This is a genomic window from Klebsiella sp. (genome assembly GCF_027492335.1).
Taxonomy (GTDB): domain Bacteria; phylum Pseudomonadota; class Gammaproteobacteria; order Enterobacterales; family Enterobacteriaceae; genus Klebsiella; species Klebsiella huaxiensis.
This window is the reverse complement of sequence record NZ_JAPUEW010000029.1, coordinates 1-19,761: the sequence shown is the minus strand read 5'-3', so window position 1 is coordinate 19,761 and position 19,761 is coordinate 1. Positions and strand designations below refer to the sequence as shown.

Here is a 19,761-nt window from a genome sequence, read left to right as displayed (position 1 = left end):
CTAGCGATGATCTTGTCGATGTTCCATGTCTCCCATCCTGCCTATGTTTATAAGCGATGGCTCAATCGCTCACTGGCCATTTTGAATACTCTGGCTTTGGGTCAACTGAACGTTGACGGAGCGGCTTACCTCAGAGAGCTTGAGCAACTCAGCCATGAGTTTTTGGCTGAGATTTGTGGTGAAAAGGAGCAATTCGATGCAGAGGCTCTGCACCGCGGTACCAGCGTACAGAACTTTGTGTTTAATCTGCTCGACTATCGTTTGTGGCGTGATCTTACTACGGGCCAATCATTCGATGGTAAAGGGCTTAATAATCCAGAGATTAAGAAACACTTTGATGGCTTTCAGTTTTCATCGGGCCGAACATCGGTTGAGCACTACTTTCCTCAAACCGATCCCTCTGGCGCAAAAAAAATGGGGGATGATGTCCATCGTTTCGGTAACCTCTGCCTGATCTCACCAAGCAGCAACTCGAGACTTAGTAATTATTCGCCAGCAGACAAGAAAAAATTCTACGTCGAAACAGAACGAGCAGAGAGCCTAAAACAAGCAATCATGATGAGCTATGAGGAGTGGGGTCCGGAGGGACAAGGCTTTAAAAACATAGCAAGCCATGAATACGCGATGCTGACGTTGCTCAGGAGACATTGAATGCCCTCCACCACTATAACGTATCTCATCTGTGATATTCAGGGAAGGTTACATCCGGCAGTAGTTCCTGTGACGCGATGAACTCCATGTAAAACACGAAAAAACGACCGAGAGATAATAGTGATGCAATGTGATGTTAATTCACGATTAGAATACGCCACATCACCCTGAAAAAACCGTGTGGCCGGGATCGGCCCTCTGAGCAAAGGACTGACTGGTGAGCACATTGTTAAGTTTAAAGATTTTACGCAAAGCAATTTCCAGGCTGATATTTCGCCTGCTGGCGGACAAACCTCTGCCCACGAAAACCCCCGGCGAAAAACTGCATATTCTTCTGCTTCGCTGGGATGCAAAATTGGGCGACTCCATCGTATCTTCTTTCTTTTTTCGCGAATCACGTAAGCTCAATGCCCGATTGACTGTACTTACGGTTAACGAGTTAGCTGAAATGCATACCAACACCTTCGGTGTGGATGAAGTCATCGTTACGAAACCGCATCCAGGGCTTGGTGAACTACGCAGATTGGTGAACCAACTAAGTAATGTCGATGTCGTTGTTCATCTGGTTGGACGACTGCAACCTGCCGAAATCGTTTTTATGCGGTTACTCCGCCCGGCGAGTCTCTATTCCCTTGATGATTCACTGCGCTGTGTGAATCGTAAAATGGGTTTTGCTGCAAACACGCTCAATATCGTGGAGCAGTACAAATATATTCTGCAGGATCTGGGCGCGAAAGCGATCGACACCCAGTACATTGTGCCGTTGCCTGCCGAGCTGCCGCCTGCGGCACTTTCCCCCCAAATACTTTTTAATCCTTATGCCAGCCGAAGAGACAAGGGGCTATCCCCTTCCCGTGCAACCGCAGTTCTACAAGCTATCACCGACGAGTTTCCCGACCATTCCGTAGGAATTCTTTGCAGCCCTTCAACGCTGCACAGCGCACAGCATCTGGAAAACGCAGTTTCACGCGATAATGTGGCAGTCTTGCACGACGGGCTAACGCCCGAAAAGGTTGCAGGCTATATTCGCCGCGCGCGGGCAGTTGTTAGTGTGGATACTGCCATTGTGCATATGGCTGTTGGCCTGAAAGCGAAGCTGGTGGCGATCTACCCGTTGATTGCAGATCAACACAACCCATGGTTGCCGCCTCGTTCACCTTTTACACAAGTGATCTACAGCGAGCAACATCCAGACACACTCCGTCGTACGGGCAAAAAAAATATGGATGCTTTTTCGCTAACGTCATTAATGAACGCATTGCAGACTCTCTTAACACTGCCAGCAGAAGCGAAAAACAGCATGTCGCTTAACGCCAGAATCATCCCTGGGCTAGGGGTAGCGACGGGCACGCTGGCGCGGCAACTGCCCTTAATCTGTGAAAAATTTCCTGAAGTTGCAGGCTGTTATGCCGGGACGATCAACCTTGAATTCAGCATTCCTGTCGCAGTCGTGCGGCCCGATCACCGTACCGCGCCGCTGGCCTGGACTCCCAGTGGACGCACCACCGAGATATTCGATCTACTGCGCATTGAACTTGAATTCAGCCATTTAACTGAACGCATCCCCGCATGGCTGTACATTGCCCACAGCTCGCCACACCGCCGGACGCCGACCATTCACGAAGCAATCGCGCCGCGCATTAACCTCAATGGCGCCACGCACTGTCGACTCCACTTACCCGCTGAGGCTATCGTACTGGGCGAAAGCGGTACTCAGGCAACAGAAGCTATCAATTTGTCACTTTCATCAACCCAGTAATCCGCATTCGCCTCAATATGCAAAAACAGTTTTGCCAGCAGCGAGCCACCCGCCAGGAATTCAGCCACAGTTTCTCTCCGGGCTTCTGTACGCCGGAAATAGGTGTTGTAAAGTTTGAGAATGGCCACGTCGTTAATCAAAAATGCCCCGACGGCAATATCGGTGCGACGCATCACCTCGCAACCAGCAAAGTTGTAAAGAGGGCGGTATCCGGGATCGATGACCTCCCCGCCAATCGGGATGGCAGCATCGGCAGCCTGGGCAATGATATTTTTGATTCTCCCAGGATTACCCCAAGCGTGATTCTCGCTCTCAAGCCCAATAGCTAAGGCTTGCGCAAGTATGGGGTTTCCCGGCAGGGACGCGAAAATACACTCGCTATGCCAGTGCAATTTATGGCTCAGCCCTGTCGGAAATAACTCAACACTCGGATCTCTAAACAGCAACGTATCCGCATCCAACCATGCCCCGCCCCAGCGATGTACAAACGCCATGCGAATGAAATCGCTCTTCGCCACAATAGCTTCAATGCCGTTCGCCAGCGTAAAGCTCAGCGGTTCAAAAGCCCAAGCTTTATTCATGATGTCAGCATCGATGTGCTCACTTACCGTTCGCGGCGTAAGCAGAAGAAAACGATCGCCTAGAGCTCTGCGCATAGAAACCAGTGCCAGGGCAACATAAGCCGGCATGGTCTGACCCGGTGCGTTTTCCCAGTAACTAACGTAATGGGTAGTGTCGGACATCATTTCACCAGCACCTTACCTTTCGCACACAACAGCCCATTTTGCATCAGATATGTTCTGAGCATCACCAGTGATGGCGCGCATGCAGGCTGAGCCAAAAACTCATTATTTAACGCTGATTTATACAGATTAAGCCAGGTCAGCACCGGCACATTTGGCAGGAAAGCCGGTAAACTATCCCGGTTGTCTTCGCCAAATAACAGACGCAACGCACGCAGAATGGGCTGATAGCCCGGAGCAGAGAGCAGTTGCGCGATGTTTTCATCCAAATGCTGCTTTACGCTCACGCTGTTTAGCCGATCCTCCACCGACGCATCAGTTAATGCCACCCGGGGATCTAGTGCGACTGGGTAAATGGCACGAAATGACCGGGCGCCGTTACACAGCGATTCATACAACACTTTGTCCGCCGTTGCCCCAGTCACCAGCACGTCATCTCCGAAAATGACATGCACGCCGCTCCAGCGGTAAAAATTCTCCGCTGGAATCACATGATCCTGCACAAGATTGACCCGATCGCGCTCGGCCTGACTAAGGCTAGCGTAATTTTCACACGGCGGCGCAATCCTGGGCAGTTTAACGTTGATAATGGTGGGCAATCCTTTATGCGCCAACGTGAGATTAATTTCCTCAACCACGATATCGTAGAGCACATTGGCCGTGGAAGGCACATTACGCCAGCCCGTGGTCATCATCACAACACTCTCTCCCTCCTCTTTGGCCTTGCAAAACAACCCTGACCATGAAGAGGAGGCGTCATCCAGTTCTGCGGCAAGATAGTCGATAACGCACCGTGCCAGATAGTGTATCTCGCTCACTCCGCCATATTTCGCACGGCTATAAATGCCCGCCAATGTTGTAGCGTCAGCACCGGTGCGCATATCGAAAAATGATCCAGTCGCATTCGGCGTCAGATAATGCAGCGCCTTACCACCAAAAATAGCGACGTAATCGGACATGTCGATCAAACCGCGCGCCAGCAAATCGGTCGCGAACGCGCGAAAACCGGATTTAACATCCTGCGCATTGATCTGTGCACTGGCCTGGCGAAACATTGCCAACTGGGTTGCGAGCGGTTCGTTGTGCAACGTGTTCCACGCAAGTGAATGCGGAGTTTTTAGTCCATTCATGGTGAAGATCCTTAGCGAGATGCTAGCGCAGCGTGAAATTGAAGGTCATTAAGCAAAACATCAATGCGTTGACGCTGCTGATAATAGCAGAGGGATTGAAGCCCTAATGGCCTGAGTGCCGCCAACAGTTCAGCGATCCCCGCTCCGGCATCGCGCGGATCATGGGCATCGGATCCGATGGTTAATGGAACATTGTTCTCCAGTAATTTTTCCAGCAAAGCGCGGGAGGGATAGGACCATCTTCCAGTCACCTCTTTACCCGTCGTCGGATCAAGGCTGGATTTACGCAGACCCGAAGCATTCAGCTCATATGCGATACCGCTGCGTACGAGCGGCGTAATCAGCGGTTCAAAGCGACGCAAAAACACATCCTCTGGGATTGCGCGCAGCAGCGTATCAGCGTGCCCAACCGCATCAAACAACTGGCTTTCCAGCAATGCTTCAAGCTGAGCAAAGTATTTGTCCAGAAAGGAGGCTGCAGCTAACCGGGGCAGTTCCCAGACCTTCACCATCGCCTTATCGGCAACAGTGACGTAGTGAATTGAACCGATGACAAAATCCATCGGATAGTGTGCAAGTAATTGCCGGTTATAACGCTCAGTTCCCGGCATATAATCGAGTTCCAGACCGCGTAGCAGCGTGATCTCGCCTTTATAAGTCTGCTGCGCCTTATCAATATCGGCGAAATAGCGCTCCAGTTCCGCTTCCAGTAAACGGTTCTGCGCATCCACCGGGAACGGAGCATGATCGGTGATGGTGAGTACTGTCACACCCGCAGCAATCGACGCACAAACAAGTTCGTCGATGGTGCCTACAGCATGTTTCGAGTAGAACGAGTGGCAGTGCGAATCAATCATGCGGCCTTCCATTGTTCAAGCAACCCGGAATGCTTCGCCATCTCTTTAACCAGCCAGTAAGGATTATTGGCTGTCGCGATGATCGCACGAAGCTGCGGAGTGTTTTCCAGCCGCGCCAGCAGTTCGGTTAACGGCTGGGTATATAACGCGCGCGACAAGGGATTTTCCCACACATGGCTCGCCAGATGATGCCAGTCGATCACATCAGAATGGATATTCGCAACACGCTCGGTCTCAATACCGTACAGAAACACATCGCCATTGGGTTTAATTGTCACGTCCATGCCATTGGGCAGGGGCGCATGGTTCAGGCTGCCAAAGGTAAAAGGTTTATCGACTTTGGACTCGATCGCGGCAATATATCCCTGCAAATCCAGATAACCTTCCGGCGTATCTCTTGCCGGATGTACTAGGTTTTTGTAGTCGATGTTAAACGTGTCCGAACCTATCAATAATTTGTCTTCCAGTACACTGACAGGTTTTATGCTGGCGTTAATTCCCCATGAGGCCAGTTCATTCACCAGATATTCGCGCGTGAAGGCACGATCGGTATCGATTGAGCGAAATGAAAAGCTGATCGATGACGGTTTTTTGCGCTGAACATAATCCAGGCTAAATCCATGTGCTCGCCATTTTACTTTTTCAATGTGATGACTGTCGGAACTGAGGCGAATATTACAGGTATCACCATTGGCGGAGACAAGGCGATTGATCTCATCAAAGATCTTCTCCAGCTTCTCATGGCGAAAAAAACCGCTGGTAATAAACTCAAAGCTGTTGCCCCCGCGGGACAACGCCAGTAATTCGTAAAAGGTATTAATGTTATTGAGCGGTTCGCCCTCGCCACTCACGGAAATACGTTTTACGGCCGGATCATTAATGAGCGCCGACAGGTTGTCACGTGCCTGTATTGACAGCACCATACTCTTACCAGTTGCGTGCTTATCCGCATACATGCAGAACGCACAGCCGATGCCACAGATCTGGGTGATATCCACATAAAGCAAATGACCATGTAATTCCATATATAATATTCTGCCTTTATTTTAACAAAGCAATTGCACACTCTATTGTTCACAAAATATCCACTTGGCTGTATTTTAAGCAAGTGTCAAGGATTTTAAGAGAGTAAGTTCCGATCCTAACTGAATCGTAGCATCAGAAAGAATGCTTATAAATCAATTCGGCATCAACCTGAACCAATGGTTGAATTCATCACTAAGTAGCCTAATAATGGATTTTCCTGTTTCCCATCCATGACATGGATGCGTCTTTCATTCTGAATACTATCGGATGTGGATACCTTAAATTATGTCCAATCTTTACATTTGGGTTGACGATAAAAACCGCAATAACCTCATACGAACAATCGACAACCTGGCGCGGCGACATCCAGATTTTAAAGCGCTGCTGCGTGACGGAGATAAAATTGAAAATACCCTCAATCTTTTGTTTCCTCACGGCATGCCGATGGAGTACCTCATCTCCAACCTCAGCATTGATGAGCGGCCGGAAGAGAATTTAGATTTAGCCTTTCGTCCTGTGCTCGGTCCGGGACAACCTTGGCCGTTCCCGCCAGTTTGCTCACTGGTTGCAAAAGGTTTCTGGAAAACCGGTGCGCCTTTTTTCAAGATTCAGGATATTTTCGAGGTTGCAGATGCGCCTGCACAGGTCTATGAAAAAAGGCTTCCCGTGGTGGTTTATCAGGATAACCCCGCCCTACAGCCTCGAATCAAAAGAACCGATAATGCGCTGAGCCGGGAGTTAGCCCACGAGCTACCGCCAATCTCCGCCAACACACGAAGTAAACTGGTTGACTGGCGCGAGTTTCTGGAATGGAAACGCAAGCTGGTTTCCGAAAAAACCCGTGGATTGCATTTTACAAAACGTGGATGGCAGGAAGACAAATTGGTTTTCCAGGTCGTTGGTGAAAGCGAACAATATATCCGTGACGTGCTGCGTGCCTTGTCGCGCCAGGATGTAGTGGCGTTTGATCCTGCAGTTTCTGAAGATGAGTGGCTATTTCGAATCAGTGATAAAGACAGCGCCAAACGTACACCAAAAGGGATTGAACTCGGGCAACCGGAGGTCAGGCCAACGCTTGTGCCAAACAGGAGCATCCCCCAGGGTTGTCCGTGGCCCGTACCGTGTCTTGTCGATGTGTTTGTCAGCCTGTCAGAGGATGACCAGAATCAACTTTCGACGGCAGAAGATCATGAAAGCGCCCGCGACAGTTTACTGGCCAGGATCCCTGAAAAAGGCTTTCTTTCGGTGTCGGCGGCGGGCGATTTAGCCTTGATCCGCCGTCACGAGCAGGCACTCAAACGCCTGCAAGATCAGGGTGGTTACGCCCCTTATCTCTCATCCTATCTCTTTGATGCGCGGCAAGCCAAAAGCCCCACCACGTTCGAACCCATCACCGATTGGTTTCGCGAGGATCTGAACATTTTCCAGCAAGAGGCCGTCAACAAAATCCTCACGGCGCCGGATCTCTGCCTGATTCAGGGACCGCCTGGCACGGGGAAAACAACGGTGATTGCAGAAGCCATAATGCAACTGGCGCGTAAAGGGGAGCGGGTTCTGCTGGCTAGCCAGGCGCATACGGCGGTCGATAACGCGCTGGAACGTCTGGGCAAACACCCGGATTTGCGGGTTATTCGTCTCGCACGTGATTTGAGCAAAATTTCCGGCGAGGGCAAAGCGTTCGTACAGGAAACCTCCTTATCCCGCTACTACACCTCGCTGGCTGAGGATGTAGAGAAACGCTTTCTGACGCCCTGGCGTGAGACAAAAGATCAGCTCAACCAACTGCAATCGTGGCTTAATCAGGCGGAGTTTATACGCCGTGACGCAGAACACGCCGGGCAGGCGCTTACCGCGCATGAACATGCGCTAAAGAAGGCAGAACAAAACAGAACTCTGGCGTGGCGGAAATTGCAGGAGCAGGGGCAAAAACACGCAGATGCGAAACAGCGGCAAACGCGGTTACTGGCGCTGAAGGCATTCCTCGAACAGAATGAGGAAACGATCCCTGAGCGTTGCCCGCTACCGGAACCCGCCACCTCCACTCTAGCATCTGCTTTGTTCGATCTTGCCAGCGCGCAGGTGAAACTTCCCGTCTCCGTTGCCGACTGGACCGCCGTACCGTCGCAACAACCCCAGATGCTGTCTGGGCTGTTGCGATTCTGGCACAGGTTGTGGGCGCACCGCACCGATCTGGAAAATGATGTGGCCCGCTTGCGGGCCACAGGGCCGTCTGCACTACAAAGCCCGGATCGGGCCATTCACCTTGCCGAATTGGAGGCCGAAGAGCGAGCACTTGCCGATAAACTTGACGACGATGAAAGTCTGCTTCCGGTATGGAAAGCCAAACGACAGGAGATTAAACAGCTTCGCGACAGTTCTGCCGGTGGCTTAAATCCGGAGCTGTACGGCAAAATGTTCCTTGACCCGGAATCCTGGTGTCAGTCGATTGAAAACGCGGAGCTGACGGGTAAGAAACTGGCGGCACGAGTTGCCGCCTTGGTGGCGAGCAGCACCGTGATTGAACGGGAATCAGCACAACTTCTGGCTCAGACTGACGAACTTATTGCGCTTTCTCACGTGCCGGATATTGATGAATCTGAGTGGCGTCAACGCGAGCAAGAAACCGCCCATCAGCAACAGCGGGAGCCACAGATTCGCCAGGCTCTGGAAGACTGCATTAGCCAGCAGGCGGAGTGGTTGGCCCGGCGTGTCTCGCTGGCAACGTTGCCTGATTCACCCTCTGCGGAGATAAGCGTGCGCTTTGCGCAAGAGATGGCGTCCTGCGAAGAAACGATCGGTACGCTGACGTCGCGCCTTGCGGAACAGCAGGCGGTTCAGGAGGTCTGGGAGCCGTTGTTGCAGGACTGGAGCAACGATCTACGCCGTCAGGTTTCGCACCAAAACGATTGGCATCACTTTAAAGAAACGTTTGTGGCTGAATGCAACCTGGTTGCGATTACCTGTAACGAGCGTGAACAAACATTAGAAGAATCGGGCCAGGTCAGTTTTGATGTCGCCATTATCGATGAAGTCAGCAAAGCAACGCCGCTGGAGATGTTACTGCCGTTGATGCGCGCGCGCCGTTCAATCTTGGTGGGCGATCACCGGCAATTACCGCCGCTGTTTCAGGAAGGCACCGATGCGCAAACCTTTAGCGATGCCGTCGATGAAGCGGACGAAGACGGGCAGAATACCCGAACATCGCTGACCCGGCATAACCTTCAGCGGTTTGAAAAAATGGTGACGGCATCATTATTCAAATCCCACTTCGAAACGGCTGATGATGCGATCAAAGCGCGTCTGGAAATACAGTTTCGAATGCACCCACAAATCATGGCGATGGTAAACCATTTCTATGAACGCCGCCTGAGCTGTGGGCTGGAGTTCCCCAATTACGACAGAAACCACGGTCTGGTGCTGGTCGATACCGACGGCAACACCATCGTGGAGCCTGCACGAAATAGTGCCGGAGAGCGGGTCGTCAAAGATATCCAGCGCTCGCCTTCAACCATCCCACAGGAAGAAAAAGCGGTAACTGAGGGCGACCATGTGCTGTGGGTGGATACATCCCGTGACCTGCAAGGCCAACTTCATAAAGAAGATGTGGACGCCAGCGGTAAACCCGCTCGCAGCAACTGGCTGGAAGCACAGCTTATTGCTCACACGCTGTTACAGATTGATAAACAGTGCGCCAGCCTTGGCTATTCAGCGCAAAAACGCTACCAAGTGGGTGTCGTCTCTTTCTATGCCCGTCAATGTCGGTTGATTCGCGAGGCCATCCGCGAGGTTAAACCTAACGGACGTTTTGACTGCCTGGATGTCGAGATCAATACCGTTATCCGCTATCAGGGCAAGGAGAAACCTACCATTCTCGTCAGCCTCGTGCGCAATGATGGCGTGGATACCCAAAGCCATGGCGGGAAGGTAAGACGCCGCTCCAGCCGCGCCAACGTCGCGCGTTACGAATTTATCAACGTCGCCTTCTCACGCGCGCAAGAGCTGCTGATTGTGTTTGGCGCACGAAATATGTACGAGTCCTATGACGTCACGCTTCCACATATGGACAGCGAGGGTGTAACAACCCGCACGGTCTATAAAGACATTTTGGATCAACTGGACAGAAATGCTCAGTTGATTCCGGCGAGTCGCCTGATGCGAAATACACCGCAGAGTAAGCGTAACTCTCCACCGTCATCCGGCATGCGTCACAGAGGGAATAAGTGATGAAGTTAGGATCTTTTGCTGTCAGTGTACCGCAGTACAAAATTGAAACGCAGGTGATCTACCAGACCATACGAACCCCCACGGTCTTTGAGCGTATGCTGATGAGACTGTGTAAAAGCTACCGGAAAACGCCGGAAATTGCGCAATTGACGCTGGTGCAGATTTTCGAGCAGCAACTGGGAGTCACATCGGCCAGCGCGCTGGTCGGCCCTTGCGTCGAGGATCTGATTTACCTTGAGGTGCTGGCCTGTCCGGCATCAGAGAACTATATGTCGCTTCGTTTGGCCGACATATCGTTAACCCCTGAGGGGCTCAACTTTCTTGCTCGCGAACGGTTACCTGGGCGCCAGCAACAAACCAAGGTCCAGCACCTGTTTTTACCTTTATCAAATACCGTTCAGCCATTGCGCGCCAGCAATCTGCCTGGCACGCCCTCCAGCACAGTATTTATCAGCAAGGACGTGCTTGAACCGCAGGACTGTTCCGCGTGGATACGACAAGAGTTAGAAAACGAGCGCCATCCGTGGAAAACAGCGAATACAGAGATTCACTCCGTTCAGTCCAGCGTAGTTGGCGTAGTGTGGGAGCAGCACCAAATCACCGTTGAGTGTGACGGGTCCGGCGTCCTTTCCGTTAAAGCGCCCGGCTCTGCCAACTTTGAACAATGGCTGCAAATGGCCGCTGCAGATATCGTGTGGCAGCACATTTTGCAGCCGATCATGACGAGCGAACCTGCGGCAAACTGGCCCAGACTCAGCGATGAGAGTATTCGCCATGCAACAGAGATAGCGCCATTAAGTCGCGCAGCAGACAGCACAACGGATCCTTCCGCCACCCTGCTGCACGTCATCACAAATGATGCAGAAAAAGATAACTACTTCGGTGAAAATCTGATCCTGCTGCACAGTAAGAAGAGTTCCATACTGGGCATGACAATTCTGCTCAGGAACGCCGAACCTGAAATCCGCCAGCTTGACAGCAAAAAGGGAAGTCTGTGGCTCGAAATGACAGTGCCTGAAGATTTACCTGCAGGACTGGCTACTCTGCGTATCCTGAAAAAGGACGGCGCACCGCAGGCGCATTTTTCCGGATGGGGCAACGTCTTTTGGCGAGGGCAAGCGCAGCGTGCCGCGCTCAGCCTCACTGCGGACAGCACCATCAGTGCCGAAATCTGGCAACGACTACAAGCGGAATTACAATCCGGTCTGAATGCCACGCACAGTGCCACAGCGCACGCCCTCACTTCGCTTTGGCTTACTCCGCAGGAGACGATTACGCACTGGCAATCCAGAAATGAGGTGCATCCTGTTGCGGAATGGCTTGCCGACGCGAGCGAATTCGCGGCGGCGCTGGAGAGGTTTACCCCCCACTCGCGAGCACAGTGGCAACCATACTGGCTTAACACGCTTAAAGCTCTGATGATGGCCGGAGTGACACGTTTGCAAACCCCGATCCAACCTGATGAAGCGATCCATTACCTCACCGTTCTGAATCAGTTGGTGCCTGACCATAGCAGTGATTTTTCCGCGCTCTTGCTGGATCACTGCAGTCCGCTTACTGATGTGGCCTCGCTCGAACAACTGCGTAAGGCCGTTGGCCCGACATCGGTTCTGCCGAATTCCCTTTTAAGCAGCACGCTGCTGCAAATATGGCTGGCAGAGGTATTAACGGATGCGCCGCTCACTTTGCATGAGCCTCATGCCTTTGCCCAGTCGCTAACAACACTCAGAAATGCGCAGCAAGACGTGTTACGCAACGTGGGAATGAAATCCCTGACGGATGCCGCTACGGGCAATTTAAGCCTTAAAAGCGTGAAAACATCAGCACTGACAAGCGTGACACAGTGGCAGAATGCCGTTGCAGCACTCGGTACATTACGTGCGGCCGTAACGTCCGCCTCCTTTTCGCTTATCGATGAATTCGATACGCAAGTTCAGGCCTGGCGAGAACTGGCAACGCAAAAGCTCGCCCATCCCGAAGCGCCCGGCAAACGGTTTGTCATCTTTGATACCAGCGCATTAATAGAGTACCCCAATCTGCCCTCGCGTTTGCAGCAGAATGACACGCCAGTCATTGCCAGACGCGTTCATCAGGAGCTGGATCATCTCAAAACATCAGACAACCCCAACAAAGCCCGACGAGCACGGGAGGCGATTCGGACGCTGGAACAGATACACAAAATCGTTCGTTACGAATCCGAAGTTATGGAGCTTCTACCTGCTGACCTCGAACCGACATCAGATAATCGCATCCTGTCGGTGGCGCTATACCTGCGACTCAGCGATGTCATCCTGGTGACCGCTGATAAAAATTTCCGCAACATAGCATGCGCTGAAAACATTACGGCGATTCTGCCCAGCGAATATAAAGAGATGTCGCACGGCAAGACCAGACCGCGCAATACGGGAGAAATAGTGAAATGAGCAGACATGAGCAGGCACGCTACCAGATTGAGCGCCAGCGGCGTCAGGAGCTTTTTAACCAGCGGGTCAGCGAGACAACGCGGGTGTATCTCGACCGCTATCGCAACATCTTGAATGATGTACAAAACCAAGGGATCAGCAAGTACGTGCAGGCTGAATTTTCCGCACTGCAACGCGAACTGGAGACTCTGACATGGCTTGTTGATTCCGATCCGGCCACCGCGCGCGATCGGAGTATTGCCCTAGGCCAGCAGGTACATGCGTTACCCAGACACGCCAGAGCAATGCGCCAGGCTGTTGTTGAAGCAGAGCGTGTGGCGGAGCACGTTGCTCAGGAAGAGGCGCGGGAAGCCGTTCGGCAAAGGGTTGAGCAAGAAACCAAAGCCCGCGAAGAAGTGGAAACCGTCTGGCAGAACGAACTGACAAACTGGGACGACCCGCTGGCCAGGCAATTAGCCTTCAAAGCGCTGGCGGAGCTTCGTCGTCATCTCCTCGACGCCAATCACCACACCACAGTTGAACAACTGCGGGCTGAATTAGGCAACATTAAGCACGAATACGAACAGCGTTCTCAGGAAAGAAGAGCGCAGGAGTATCAAACGGCGGTGGCCAGTACAACCGAGGATTCGCTGCAATTATGCCGTGAGCAGATTGCCGCAGCGAGCCGTCAGGCTCCCGAACACGCAGCAGCATTGGCCGCAACTCTTGATACGGCAAGCTCGCTGTCGCCAGAGGAACTCTCCCGGAGAATGGTTGAAGTCACCAGCGAACTCGATACAGCGGTGGTGGATGAAAGTTGCCGCCGTGAAGTCGTGCAGGCGGTTTATCGTTCGCTCGAGGACGCTGGGTTTGTAACGGAAAAACCGCGTCTGATGAACAAAGATGACAGCAACGAAGTGGTTATCCGCGCGATGAGACCTGCGGGCGCACAAGCGGAATTTAAAATAGAGCTCAGCGGAAAACTGAAATACAAGTTTGACCATTACCAGGGTTCTGCCTGCAAAAAAGATATCGATACGGTCCTTCCTCGACTGCAATCCATTTATGGCATTCAGTTGTCCACAGAGCGGGTCGTTTGGGAAAACCCGGACGACAAGGACAGCGACGCCAGACCACAACCCGGCATGACAAGGGAGAAATAAATGAGCTCCGGACAACAATCCTGGCAAGAAAATTTCCGCCGCGAATGCGGGATCCGGCGAGGGATCATCCTGCACGGCAACATTGTCGATGTGGTCTACGACGAATCCGCTACTGGCCAGTGGAGAAGCATACCGGAAACCATCGATGTCCTGCTCAAAGAGCGCGGTTACCGGCATGTTATCCGCTGGGATCGTGTCTCTGGCGTATCTGGTGTCAATGCCCGGGAATGGACCGATCTGATGAGCGCCGCGACGCCCGCTTCTTCACCAGCAGAAGGCGACGAATATGATATGGGCACGCCGTTGCCGACAGCACGGGCCACACAAACCAGCCATGCATTAGAGGTGAATCCACAAGACTTTCTGACAGTCGTCGCCCGGCTGATGAAGTCTTCTGGCCCCGATCGTATTGCCTTCGTGCTGGACTGGTCTCACCTGTTGTTTGGGCAAGCCAACGCGCTGAGTGAAGCGGAACGGGGCTTGCTACTGATGATGGGTAAAGCCGCGCGTGACGCGCAGCTAGCGCTCAACGCTGCGGATATCGATAAACCGCAAACGTTGATGGTTTTTTTGTGTCAGGGCTTATCGGTATTGCCGCCGTCGTTATACCTGCATAACCCGCTGTTCAAAGAAATCAATGTGCCGCTTCCGTCCCGCACCACGCGGGAAAACGCCGTGCTGAGTCTTAATAACGTCCTCCTCCTTAACACCCCAATACTGAATAAGAGCCGGGTGCTTGCGGATCTTGTGGATTCGCTGGAAGGGCTTACGCTGCGTGATATTCACAATATTGCGAAACTCTCCCGACAACTTCCGCAAAAAATGAGCGCCGAATCGCTGGTCAGCATGTACCGCTATGGTGAGAAAAAAAGCCCGTGGGAAGAGCTGAACCGCGACAAACTGAGCAAAGCGATCGAAACGTTGAAGGTGCGTGTGAAAGGACAAGATCAGGCGCTGGCAGTCGTTAACCAAATCCTGATCCGCGCGTATACCGGCTTATCTGGTTTACAGCATTCCAGCAAACAAAGAACCCCTAAAGGCGTTTTATTCTTTGTCGGCCCAACCGGTGTGGGGAAAACGGAGCTGGCAAAAGCCCTCGCCCAGTTTTTGTTTGGCGACGATGAGGCTTGCCAGCGCTTCGATATGTCGGAGTTCAACCATGAACACGCCGACCAGCGACTGGTTGGTGCACCTCCTGGCTACGTGGGTTACGAAGAGGGTGGCCAATTAACCAACGCGGTAAAAAAACGGCCGTTCTCTTTGTTGCTGTTTGATGAAATTGAAAAAGCACATCCCCGAATACTCGACAAATTCCTGCAAATTCTGGAAGACGGAAGGCTGACTGACGGTAAGGGCGATACGGTTCAATTTTCTGATACCGTTATAGTCTTTACGTCAAACATTGGGGCGGCGCAAATCGCGGTGGACAATCCGGATGTCAAAGGGGCTTTTATTGAGGAAGTACGTAATCATTTTGTCAGTGAATTGAATCGGCCAGAATTGCTTGGGCGTATCGGTGAGGGAAATATTATCCCGTTTAACTTTATGACTGATGAAAATTTCCTGATTGATATCGCACGATCGAAACTGGAACCGCTCCGCTATCGCCTTAACGAGAAATGGGGCGTAACGGGAATGCACTTCGAGGATGAGACGAAAGCGCTTAGATCGATCGTTAAGATGGTTGATCGCAGCAGCGGCGGGCGCGGTGTGCTCAATGTTTTAATCCGCTGTCTGTTTGATCCGTTGTCCCGATTCCTGTTTGAAGAGGTTGGTTCACCTGAGCACTCCCTGGGTCGTGCAATAAAGGTTGTTCAGGGGGGGACCAAACCCAATTTTGACTTCGATCTGGAGTAAGTCATCCGATGAACTGGCTGAATCTGGCTTCATGGCTCCCCTGCACCGAGGTTGAGGGGCCGGGAAAACGCGCTGCTCTATGGGTTCAGGGCTGCGACAAACGCTGTGTCGGGTGCTGCAATCCCGGCTACCTGAAAATCATTGAGCGTGAAATTATTCACGCGAATACTATGATTGATCGTTTGCTCGCAGCCCATGAAGAATGGGGGCTAGAAGGGGTAACCTTTTTGGGAGGAGAACCTTTCCTCCAGGCGCAAGGGTTGGCAGCAGTGGCAGAAGGTGTCTCACACGCCGGGCTTTCGGTGATGGTATTCACTGGCTACACGATGGGTGAACTAAATGAACTCAATCTGCCTGGCACGCAGGCATTGCTGAAATGGACGGACGTGATAGTTGATGGCCCCTATCAGGCATCCAGCCCCGATCGGACACGTAAATGGGTCGGTTCTACGAACCAGCAGTTTCACTATTTAACCAACAGGTACAGCGAGTCGATAGAAGGCTCAACCCAGCCAGACCGCGCCATGGAATGGCGGATCAGCGGTGATGGCCGCATTGTGGTCAATGGCTGGCCTTATGCTATTAAATGACTGTCGTAGGTTCGAATAAGTCCGGGATAAACTACACAATCAGATCGCGTTAAGGTGCCGCGATCTGATTGTGTAGTTTAAGCCTTTGGATGCGGTCAGACCCATTATGACGCTTGCGGGTCGTTGGTAGGGTAGTACGCCTAACGGGAAGGGGTTCCAAGCATTAAAAAGTTACCGTTACTTGAATACAAACAAATCAGGCCTTTCCTCCATAAAAAAGGCCTGTCCTGTAAAAAACAAACTATCCCCGGCTACATCCAAAATTGCGGTCACCATCGCCAAAAAATTTTGTATCGAGTTTGGCCAGGTAATCGAGGCGATTCAATAAATTGTTGTATTCCGCTTCAAAATTAAAATCATTGATATCCAATATATAGCGACAATTTTCAGGGTAGTGAACTAATCCCGGATAATCATCCAACTCCAATCCTAGTGCGCTATACCATGCTCTTACAATCATCATTCGTAGATTACTTTCAGTTTCATAATCTCCCAAGTGATAATAAGCATCTTTATTAAAAAAAAGACAAATATGAAAATGGCATTTTCCTCCTTCAGAAAACTCCCGTACCCAAACATGACGAACACGGTTTGAATATATTCTTTTACCGTTATCTGCTCTGGCTTTCTCATTGGCCTCCAGCATGGCATTTAACGCATTACGGAAACGGGATATCGCTCCAGGCTCCATATTTGGGAAGCAGCAAACTGTATCTCCTCTATCTAAAATCGGGGGGTAATGGGCATCAACACGTAATGCCATTGTTCTAGGGAATTCACTTACAGCATCATTGACGACTCGTTCAATATGCTTTTTATAGGCGAGTACATGCTCACCATGCGATCCTGGGTATGAATTCATAGATTAAATCCTTATGTATATCCCTACAATACTATTTACTTTTAATGATTTAAATAGATACAAGCATTGCTTGATTGTAGGATAGATATAATATTAAAGATGATAGCAATATATTACCTATCCAACACTAAATTCATCAAAAAAGTTACATTACGTAACGCCAATGCTTTACCAATCCACTCTGCAATTAATTTAACTATAAATATTAAATTCGATATTAGCGGGTGCTATAAATACTGTTTTTCCTTTTTTAGCAGCGAGTATCCTTTTTTGAGAATATAGTGCACCTAACAACTCATTCACTTTATTACGATTTCGAAACCTACTGGGTCCATATTGCAGTATAGTGTTTTTCCTGATGTAGGGCACAAAGCACCGACAGCAATACTCTTTAATCCAGAAGTAAAGTTCATCCGCTTCTGAATTAACCAGTGTAAATCCCGTGGGATTAGAAACAAGTCGAATATACTCATCAACATACCAGGCACTGATCTCCACAGCCGCCTCCGTAGTCAGAAGAGATATATCACCTTCATCACCATTAAAGTAATGCAATAATGCCGCAATTCTTGCCATATTTTCAGCCATTTTAGAGGCATAATCTTTAAAATTAGACAGTGCTCCAAGAATCCCCATTTCCGACTCAACTTTATTATAAAATTCGAGCCAGCGTTTTTCAGCCTCAGGGGAGAAGTACAGACACTGACGTTCATTTTCATCATTTCTGGTAATACTCTCGTTAACGATCCCCATCAGTCGTAGATGAAATACCGGTAGATGCTCGCTTGAGACAACCGGGCTGGTAATTTGCCGGTAGCCCTGTGTTGAACCAGGCTGACACATCAAGCACCGTGCGAAGAATCCGATCCCTTTCGCTGTATCGCCTTTTCGTTCCAGATATCCTTTTTTAAGCACATCAGGCTGGACCATCAGTGCCAGCGTCATTCTGGCATCTTTGATTAATTTATCTGGTTCGCTTTTTCTTTCCACGGGAAACATTGCGCCATCCCACATTTTATTGATGAAAGGCAGTTCATTCAGCGCATAGCCGTTAAAAATGGTGCCAGCTTCATCAGACATAAGCCCGATAGACCGCCAGCGCCCACTGAGATAGTCTTTTATCGCCGCAGGTGTGGCATCATTGAATATCTGTCTGAACCTGACCGGTGCTTTCGGGTATGTTGCCAACAGCGCTTTCAGTCGTTCATTCGTTGTGGAATGTTCTTTGTTACGGGAAATCTCTGATTTCAGTTTTGACATCAAGGCTTTCTTTTCAACATTAAAAGCCGTTTCCTCATTCCGCCAGATAATCAGATCCTGGGTATATTTTTCAAACCATTCATCTTCCAGCTGATACAATGGCTTCATTAGCAGTTTGTCCACCGTACTTTTGCGTTCACCCGATTCCGCCAGTGTCAGTAAAAAAAGCGATACCGGGCTGCGCAGATTATTCAGTCTGCACACATCAATCCGGTTCTGGCAGGCAAGAGAAATAACCCCTAGTACTGATGCGGCAATCAAAGCCTGAGGAGCCTGCGTATGCTGTTCTACTTCGTAAACTGCATTTCTGATGATCTGTGGGAACACATGTACAGGAAAAGGACGACCACACAGCATAGATACCTCTCATTCAGTTAACGTTTAAAACGATTTCACTCATATTGCTATTCCGCTATTAATAGTAGAAATAGCAGGATGAACTCGGGTCATCCAAAAAATAAATGCAAAAAACACCTGATGTTAACGCTCACTGATCCAATACAGCAGGTCACTTAACAGCCACCCGCAGGATTTCAGACCAATAGACTTACGCAGTGGAAACTGACCGACTTGCTCTAGTTTCCAGGCCGTTGAACGGGATACAGATGTAATGTGCTGACGCTCTTTTTCACGTACGAGGCGATCATGAGGTTCGCCATTGTTGCGTAATACCTGTAAGCGTTCTTCTGATGTTGGACTGTTGAATTTTGCTTTCATACTGCCTCCTTTGTTTCGATGGATGCAGCATGGCTCAAGCAGGCGCTAATATAAAAGAAGTTGACGGCTTATTAAGGTGCACATTGCTTATTGTGGTGCTTACAGTGGCTTGATGTGGTTTTTACGGTGGCTTAATGTGGGAGCTTTAAGATACATTTGAGGCTTCTTAAATAGAATATTCGATGTGTTTACCGTTTTTCCTTTGCGTCATTACGTTTTTAGTAAAACCTGAAACATAAATATTGAAAAGGTTAAAAGAGAGATTCATTAAGAGATATATATTAATCATGCAACTCACAATAATGAAAAAATCTCATAAATACATTTTCCTCAATATTAACTTTTCCATTTATGGCTATGCTCTATATTAGCTTTGCATAATTAAGGATTAGTCAACAAAAAAGTTATTATAACTTTCCCACCATAGATTGCTGAGAATGATAAATATTAGAACTCATGAATAATGCTAAGGAAGGTGCGAATAAGCAGGTCATTTCTTCCCAAGCTGACTCGCTGATTA

14 protein-coding genes are annotated in these 19,761 nt (G+C 50.2%); 7 read left to right on the top strand and 7 right to left on the bottom strand.

The genetic code is table 11. The annotated features are described in order from the left end of the window. Positions 1-6: 6 nt before the first annotated feature. Positions 7-651 (top strand): HNH endonuclease family protein, encoded by a 645-nt coding sequence (locus QVF11_RS09190; protein WP_353738516.1) that lies wholly within the window; start codon positions 7-9, stop codon positions 649-651. Between the two features lie 217 nt (positions 652-868). Beyond that, positions 869-2,410 carry a glycosyltransferase family 9 protein gene (locus QVF11_RS09185; RefSeq protein WP_287856476.1) on the top strand — a complete coding sequence of 514 codons (1,542 nt, stop codon included), beginning with the start codon at positions 869-871 and terminating at the stop codon, positions 2,408-2,410. Here QVF11_RS09185 and QVF11_RS09180 read toward each other — a convergent pair. The 4 genes from QVF11_RS09180 to QVF11_RS09165 are packed head-to-tail and all read right to left on the bottom strand — an operon-like array spanning position 2,365 to position 6,165. Further along, positions 2,365-3,156 (bottom strand): hypothetical protein, encoded by a 792-nt coding sequence (locus tag QVF11_RS09180; RefSeq protein WP_050915250.1) that lies wholly within the window; start codon positions 3,154-3,156, stop codon positions 2,365-2,367. The two genes, QVF11_RS09185 and QVF11_RS09180, sit on opposite strands and share 46 nt — an antisense overlap. After that, positions 3,153-4,283 carry a hypothetical protein gene (locus QVF11_RS09175; RefSeq protein ID WP_050915251.1) on the bottom strand — a complete coding sequence of 377 codons (1,131 nt, stop codon included), beginning with the start codon at positions 4,281-4,283 and terminating at the stop codon, positions 3,153-3,155. The genes QVF11_RS09180 and QVF11_RS09175 overlap by 4 nt, the downstream gene beginning before the upstream one ends. A gap of 11 nt (positions 4,284-4,294) precedes the next feature. Beyond that, on the bottom strand, positions 4,295-5,140 hold the full coding sequence (locus tag QVF11_RS09170; RefSeq protein WP_019082295.1) for a histidinol-phosphatase: 846 nt from the start codon (positions 5,138-5,140) through the stop codon (positions 4,295-4,297). Continuing rightward, positions 5,137-6,165 carry a radical SAM protein gene (locus QVF11_RS09165; protein WP_050150675.1) on the bottom strand — a complete coding sequence of 343 codons (1,029 nt, stop codon included), beginning with the start codon at positions 6,163-6,165 and terminating at the stop codon, positions 5,137-5,139. The genes QVF11_RS09170 and QVF11_RS09165 overlap by 4 nt, the downstream gene beginning before the upstream one ends. A gap of 286 nt (positions 6,166-6,451) precedes the next feature. On the opposite strand from QVF11_RS09165, the gene QVF11_RS09160 reads away from it, so the two are divergent. The 5 genes from QVF11_RS09160 to QVF11_RS09140 are packed head-to-tail and all read left to right on the top strand — an operon-like array spanning position 6,452 to position 16,402. Further along, the gene (locus QVF11_RS09160) at positions 6,452-10,390 is read left to right on the top strand and encodes an AAA domain-containing protein (RefSeq protein ID WP_287856470.1); all 3,939 of its coding nucleotides are present in this window, start codon (positions 6,452-6,454) and stop codon (positions 10,388-10,390) included. Further along, the gene (locus QVF11_RS09155; RefSeq protein ID WP_287856468.1) at positions 10,390-12,813 is read left to right on the top strand and encodes a PIN domain-containing protein; all 2,424 of its coding nucleotides are present in this window, start codon (positions 10,390-10,392) and stop codon (positions 12,811-12,813) included. Before QVF11_RS09160 ends, QVF11_RS09155 begins: the two co-directional genes overlap by 1 nt. Beyond that, the gene (locus tag QVF11_RS09150; protein WP_050150666.1) at positions 12,810-13,955 is read left to right on the top strand and encodes a hypothetical protein; all 1,146 of its coding nucleotides are present in this window, start codon (positions 12,810-12,812) and stop codon (positions 13,953-13,955) included. The genes QVF11_RS09155 and QVF11_RS09150 overlap by 4 nt, the downstream gene beginning before the upstream one ends. Further along, positions 13,956-15,812, top strand: a complete 1,857-nt coding sequence (locus QVF11_RS09145) for an AAA family ATPase (RefSeq protein ID WP_050150663.1) — start codon at positions 13,956-13,958, stop codon at positions 15,810-15,812. 8 nt (positions 15,813-15,820) lie between these two features. Then, positions 15,821-16,402, top strand: a complete 582-nt coding sequence (locus tag QVF11_RS09140) for a 4Fe-4S single cluster domain-containing protein (protein WP_050150660.1) — start codon at positions 15,821-15,823, stop codon at positions 16,400-16,402. A 241-nt stretch (positions 16,403-16,643) separates the two neighbouring features. Here the strand turns inward: QVF11_RS09140 and QVF11_RS09135 are convergent, their stop codons facing one another. From QVF11_RS09135 to QVF11_RS09125, 3 genes are all read right to left on the bottom strand, one after another. After that, positions 16,644-17,264: an inovirus Gp2 family protein gene (locus QVF11_RS09135; RefSeq protein ID WP_050150657.1), complete on the bottom strand. Its 621-nt coding sequence runs from the start codon at positions 17,262-17,264 to the stop codon at positions 16,644-16,646. Positions 17,265-17,456: 192 nt separating this feature from the next. Then, positions 17,457-18,881 carry a YfjI family protein gene (locus QVF11_RS09130; RefSeq protein ID WP_050150654.1) on the bottom strand — a complete coding sequence of 475 codons (1,425 nt, stop codon included), beginning with the start codon at positions 18,879-18,881 and terminating at the stop codon, positions 17,457-17,459. Between the two features lie 123 nt (positions 18,882-19,004). Further along, a complete protein-coding gene (locus QVF11_RS09125; RefSeq protein ID WP_046694510.1) occupies positions 19,005-19,241 on the bottom strand; it encodes a helix-turn-helix transcriptional regulator in 237 nt (78 codons plus the stop codon). Positions 19,242-19,761: the final 520 nt, after the last annotated feature.

Coding starts and splice junctions, on each gene's coding strand:
- QVF11_RS09145 (WP_050150663.1), top strand. CDS start 13,956: ATGAGCTCCGGACAACAATCCTGGCAAGAAAATTTCCGCCGCGAATGC.
- QVF11_RS09140 (WP_050150660.1), top strand. CDS start 15,821: ATGAACTGGCTGAATCTGGCTTCATGGCTCCCCTGCACCGAGGTTGAG.
- QVF11_RS09180 (WP_050915250.1), bottom strand. CDS start 3,156: ATGATGTCCGACACTACCCATTACGTTAGTTACTGGGAAAACGCACCG.
- QVF11_RS09130 (WP_050150654.1), bottom strand. CDS start 18,881: ATGCTGTGTGGTCGTCCTTTTCCTGTACATGTGTTCCCACAGATCATC.
- QVF11_RS09135 (WP_050150657.1), bottom strand. CDS start 17,264: ATGAATTCATACCCAGGATCGCATGGTGAGCATGTACTCGCCTATAAA.
- QVF11_RS09175 (WP_050915251.1), bottom strand. CDS start 4,283: ATGAATGGACTAAAAACTCCGCATTCACTTGCGTGGAACACGTTGCAC.
- QVF11_RS09150 (WP_050150666.1), top strand. CDS start 12,810: ATGAGCAGACATGAGCAGGCACGCTACCAGATTGAGCGCCAGCGGCGT.
- QVF11_RS09165 (WP_050150675.1), bottom strand. CDS start 6,165: ATGGAATTACATGGTCATTTGCTTTATGTGGATATCACCCAGATCTGT.
- QVF11_RS09125 (WP_046694510.1), bottom strand. CDS start 19,241: ATGAAAGCAAAATTCAACAGTCCAACATCAGAAGAACGCTTACAGGTA.
- QVF11_RS09155 (WP_287856468.1), top strand. CDS start 10,390: ATGAAGTTAGGATCTTTTGCTGTCAGTGTACCGCAGTACAAAATTGAA.
- QVF11_RS09160 (WP_287856470.1), top strand. CDS start 6,452: ATGTCCAATCTTTACATTTGGGTTGACGATAAAAACCGCAATAACCTC.
- QVF11_RS09170 (WP_019082295.1), bottom strand. CDS start 5,140: ATGATTGATTCGCACTGCCACTCGTTCTACTCGAAACATGCTGTAGGC.
- QVF11_RS09190 (WP_353738516.1), top strand. CDS start 7: ATGATCTTGTCGATGTTCCATGTCTCCCATCCTGCCTATGTTTATAAG.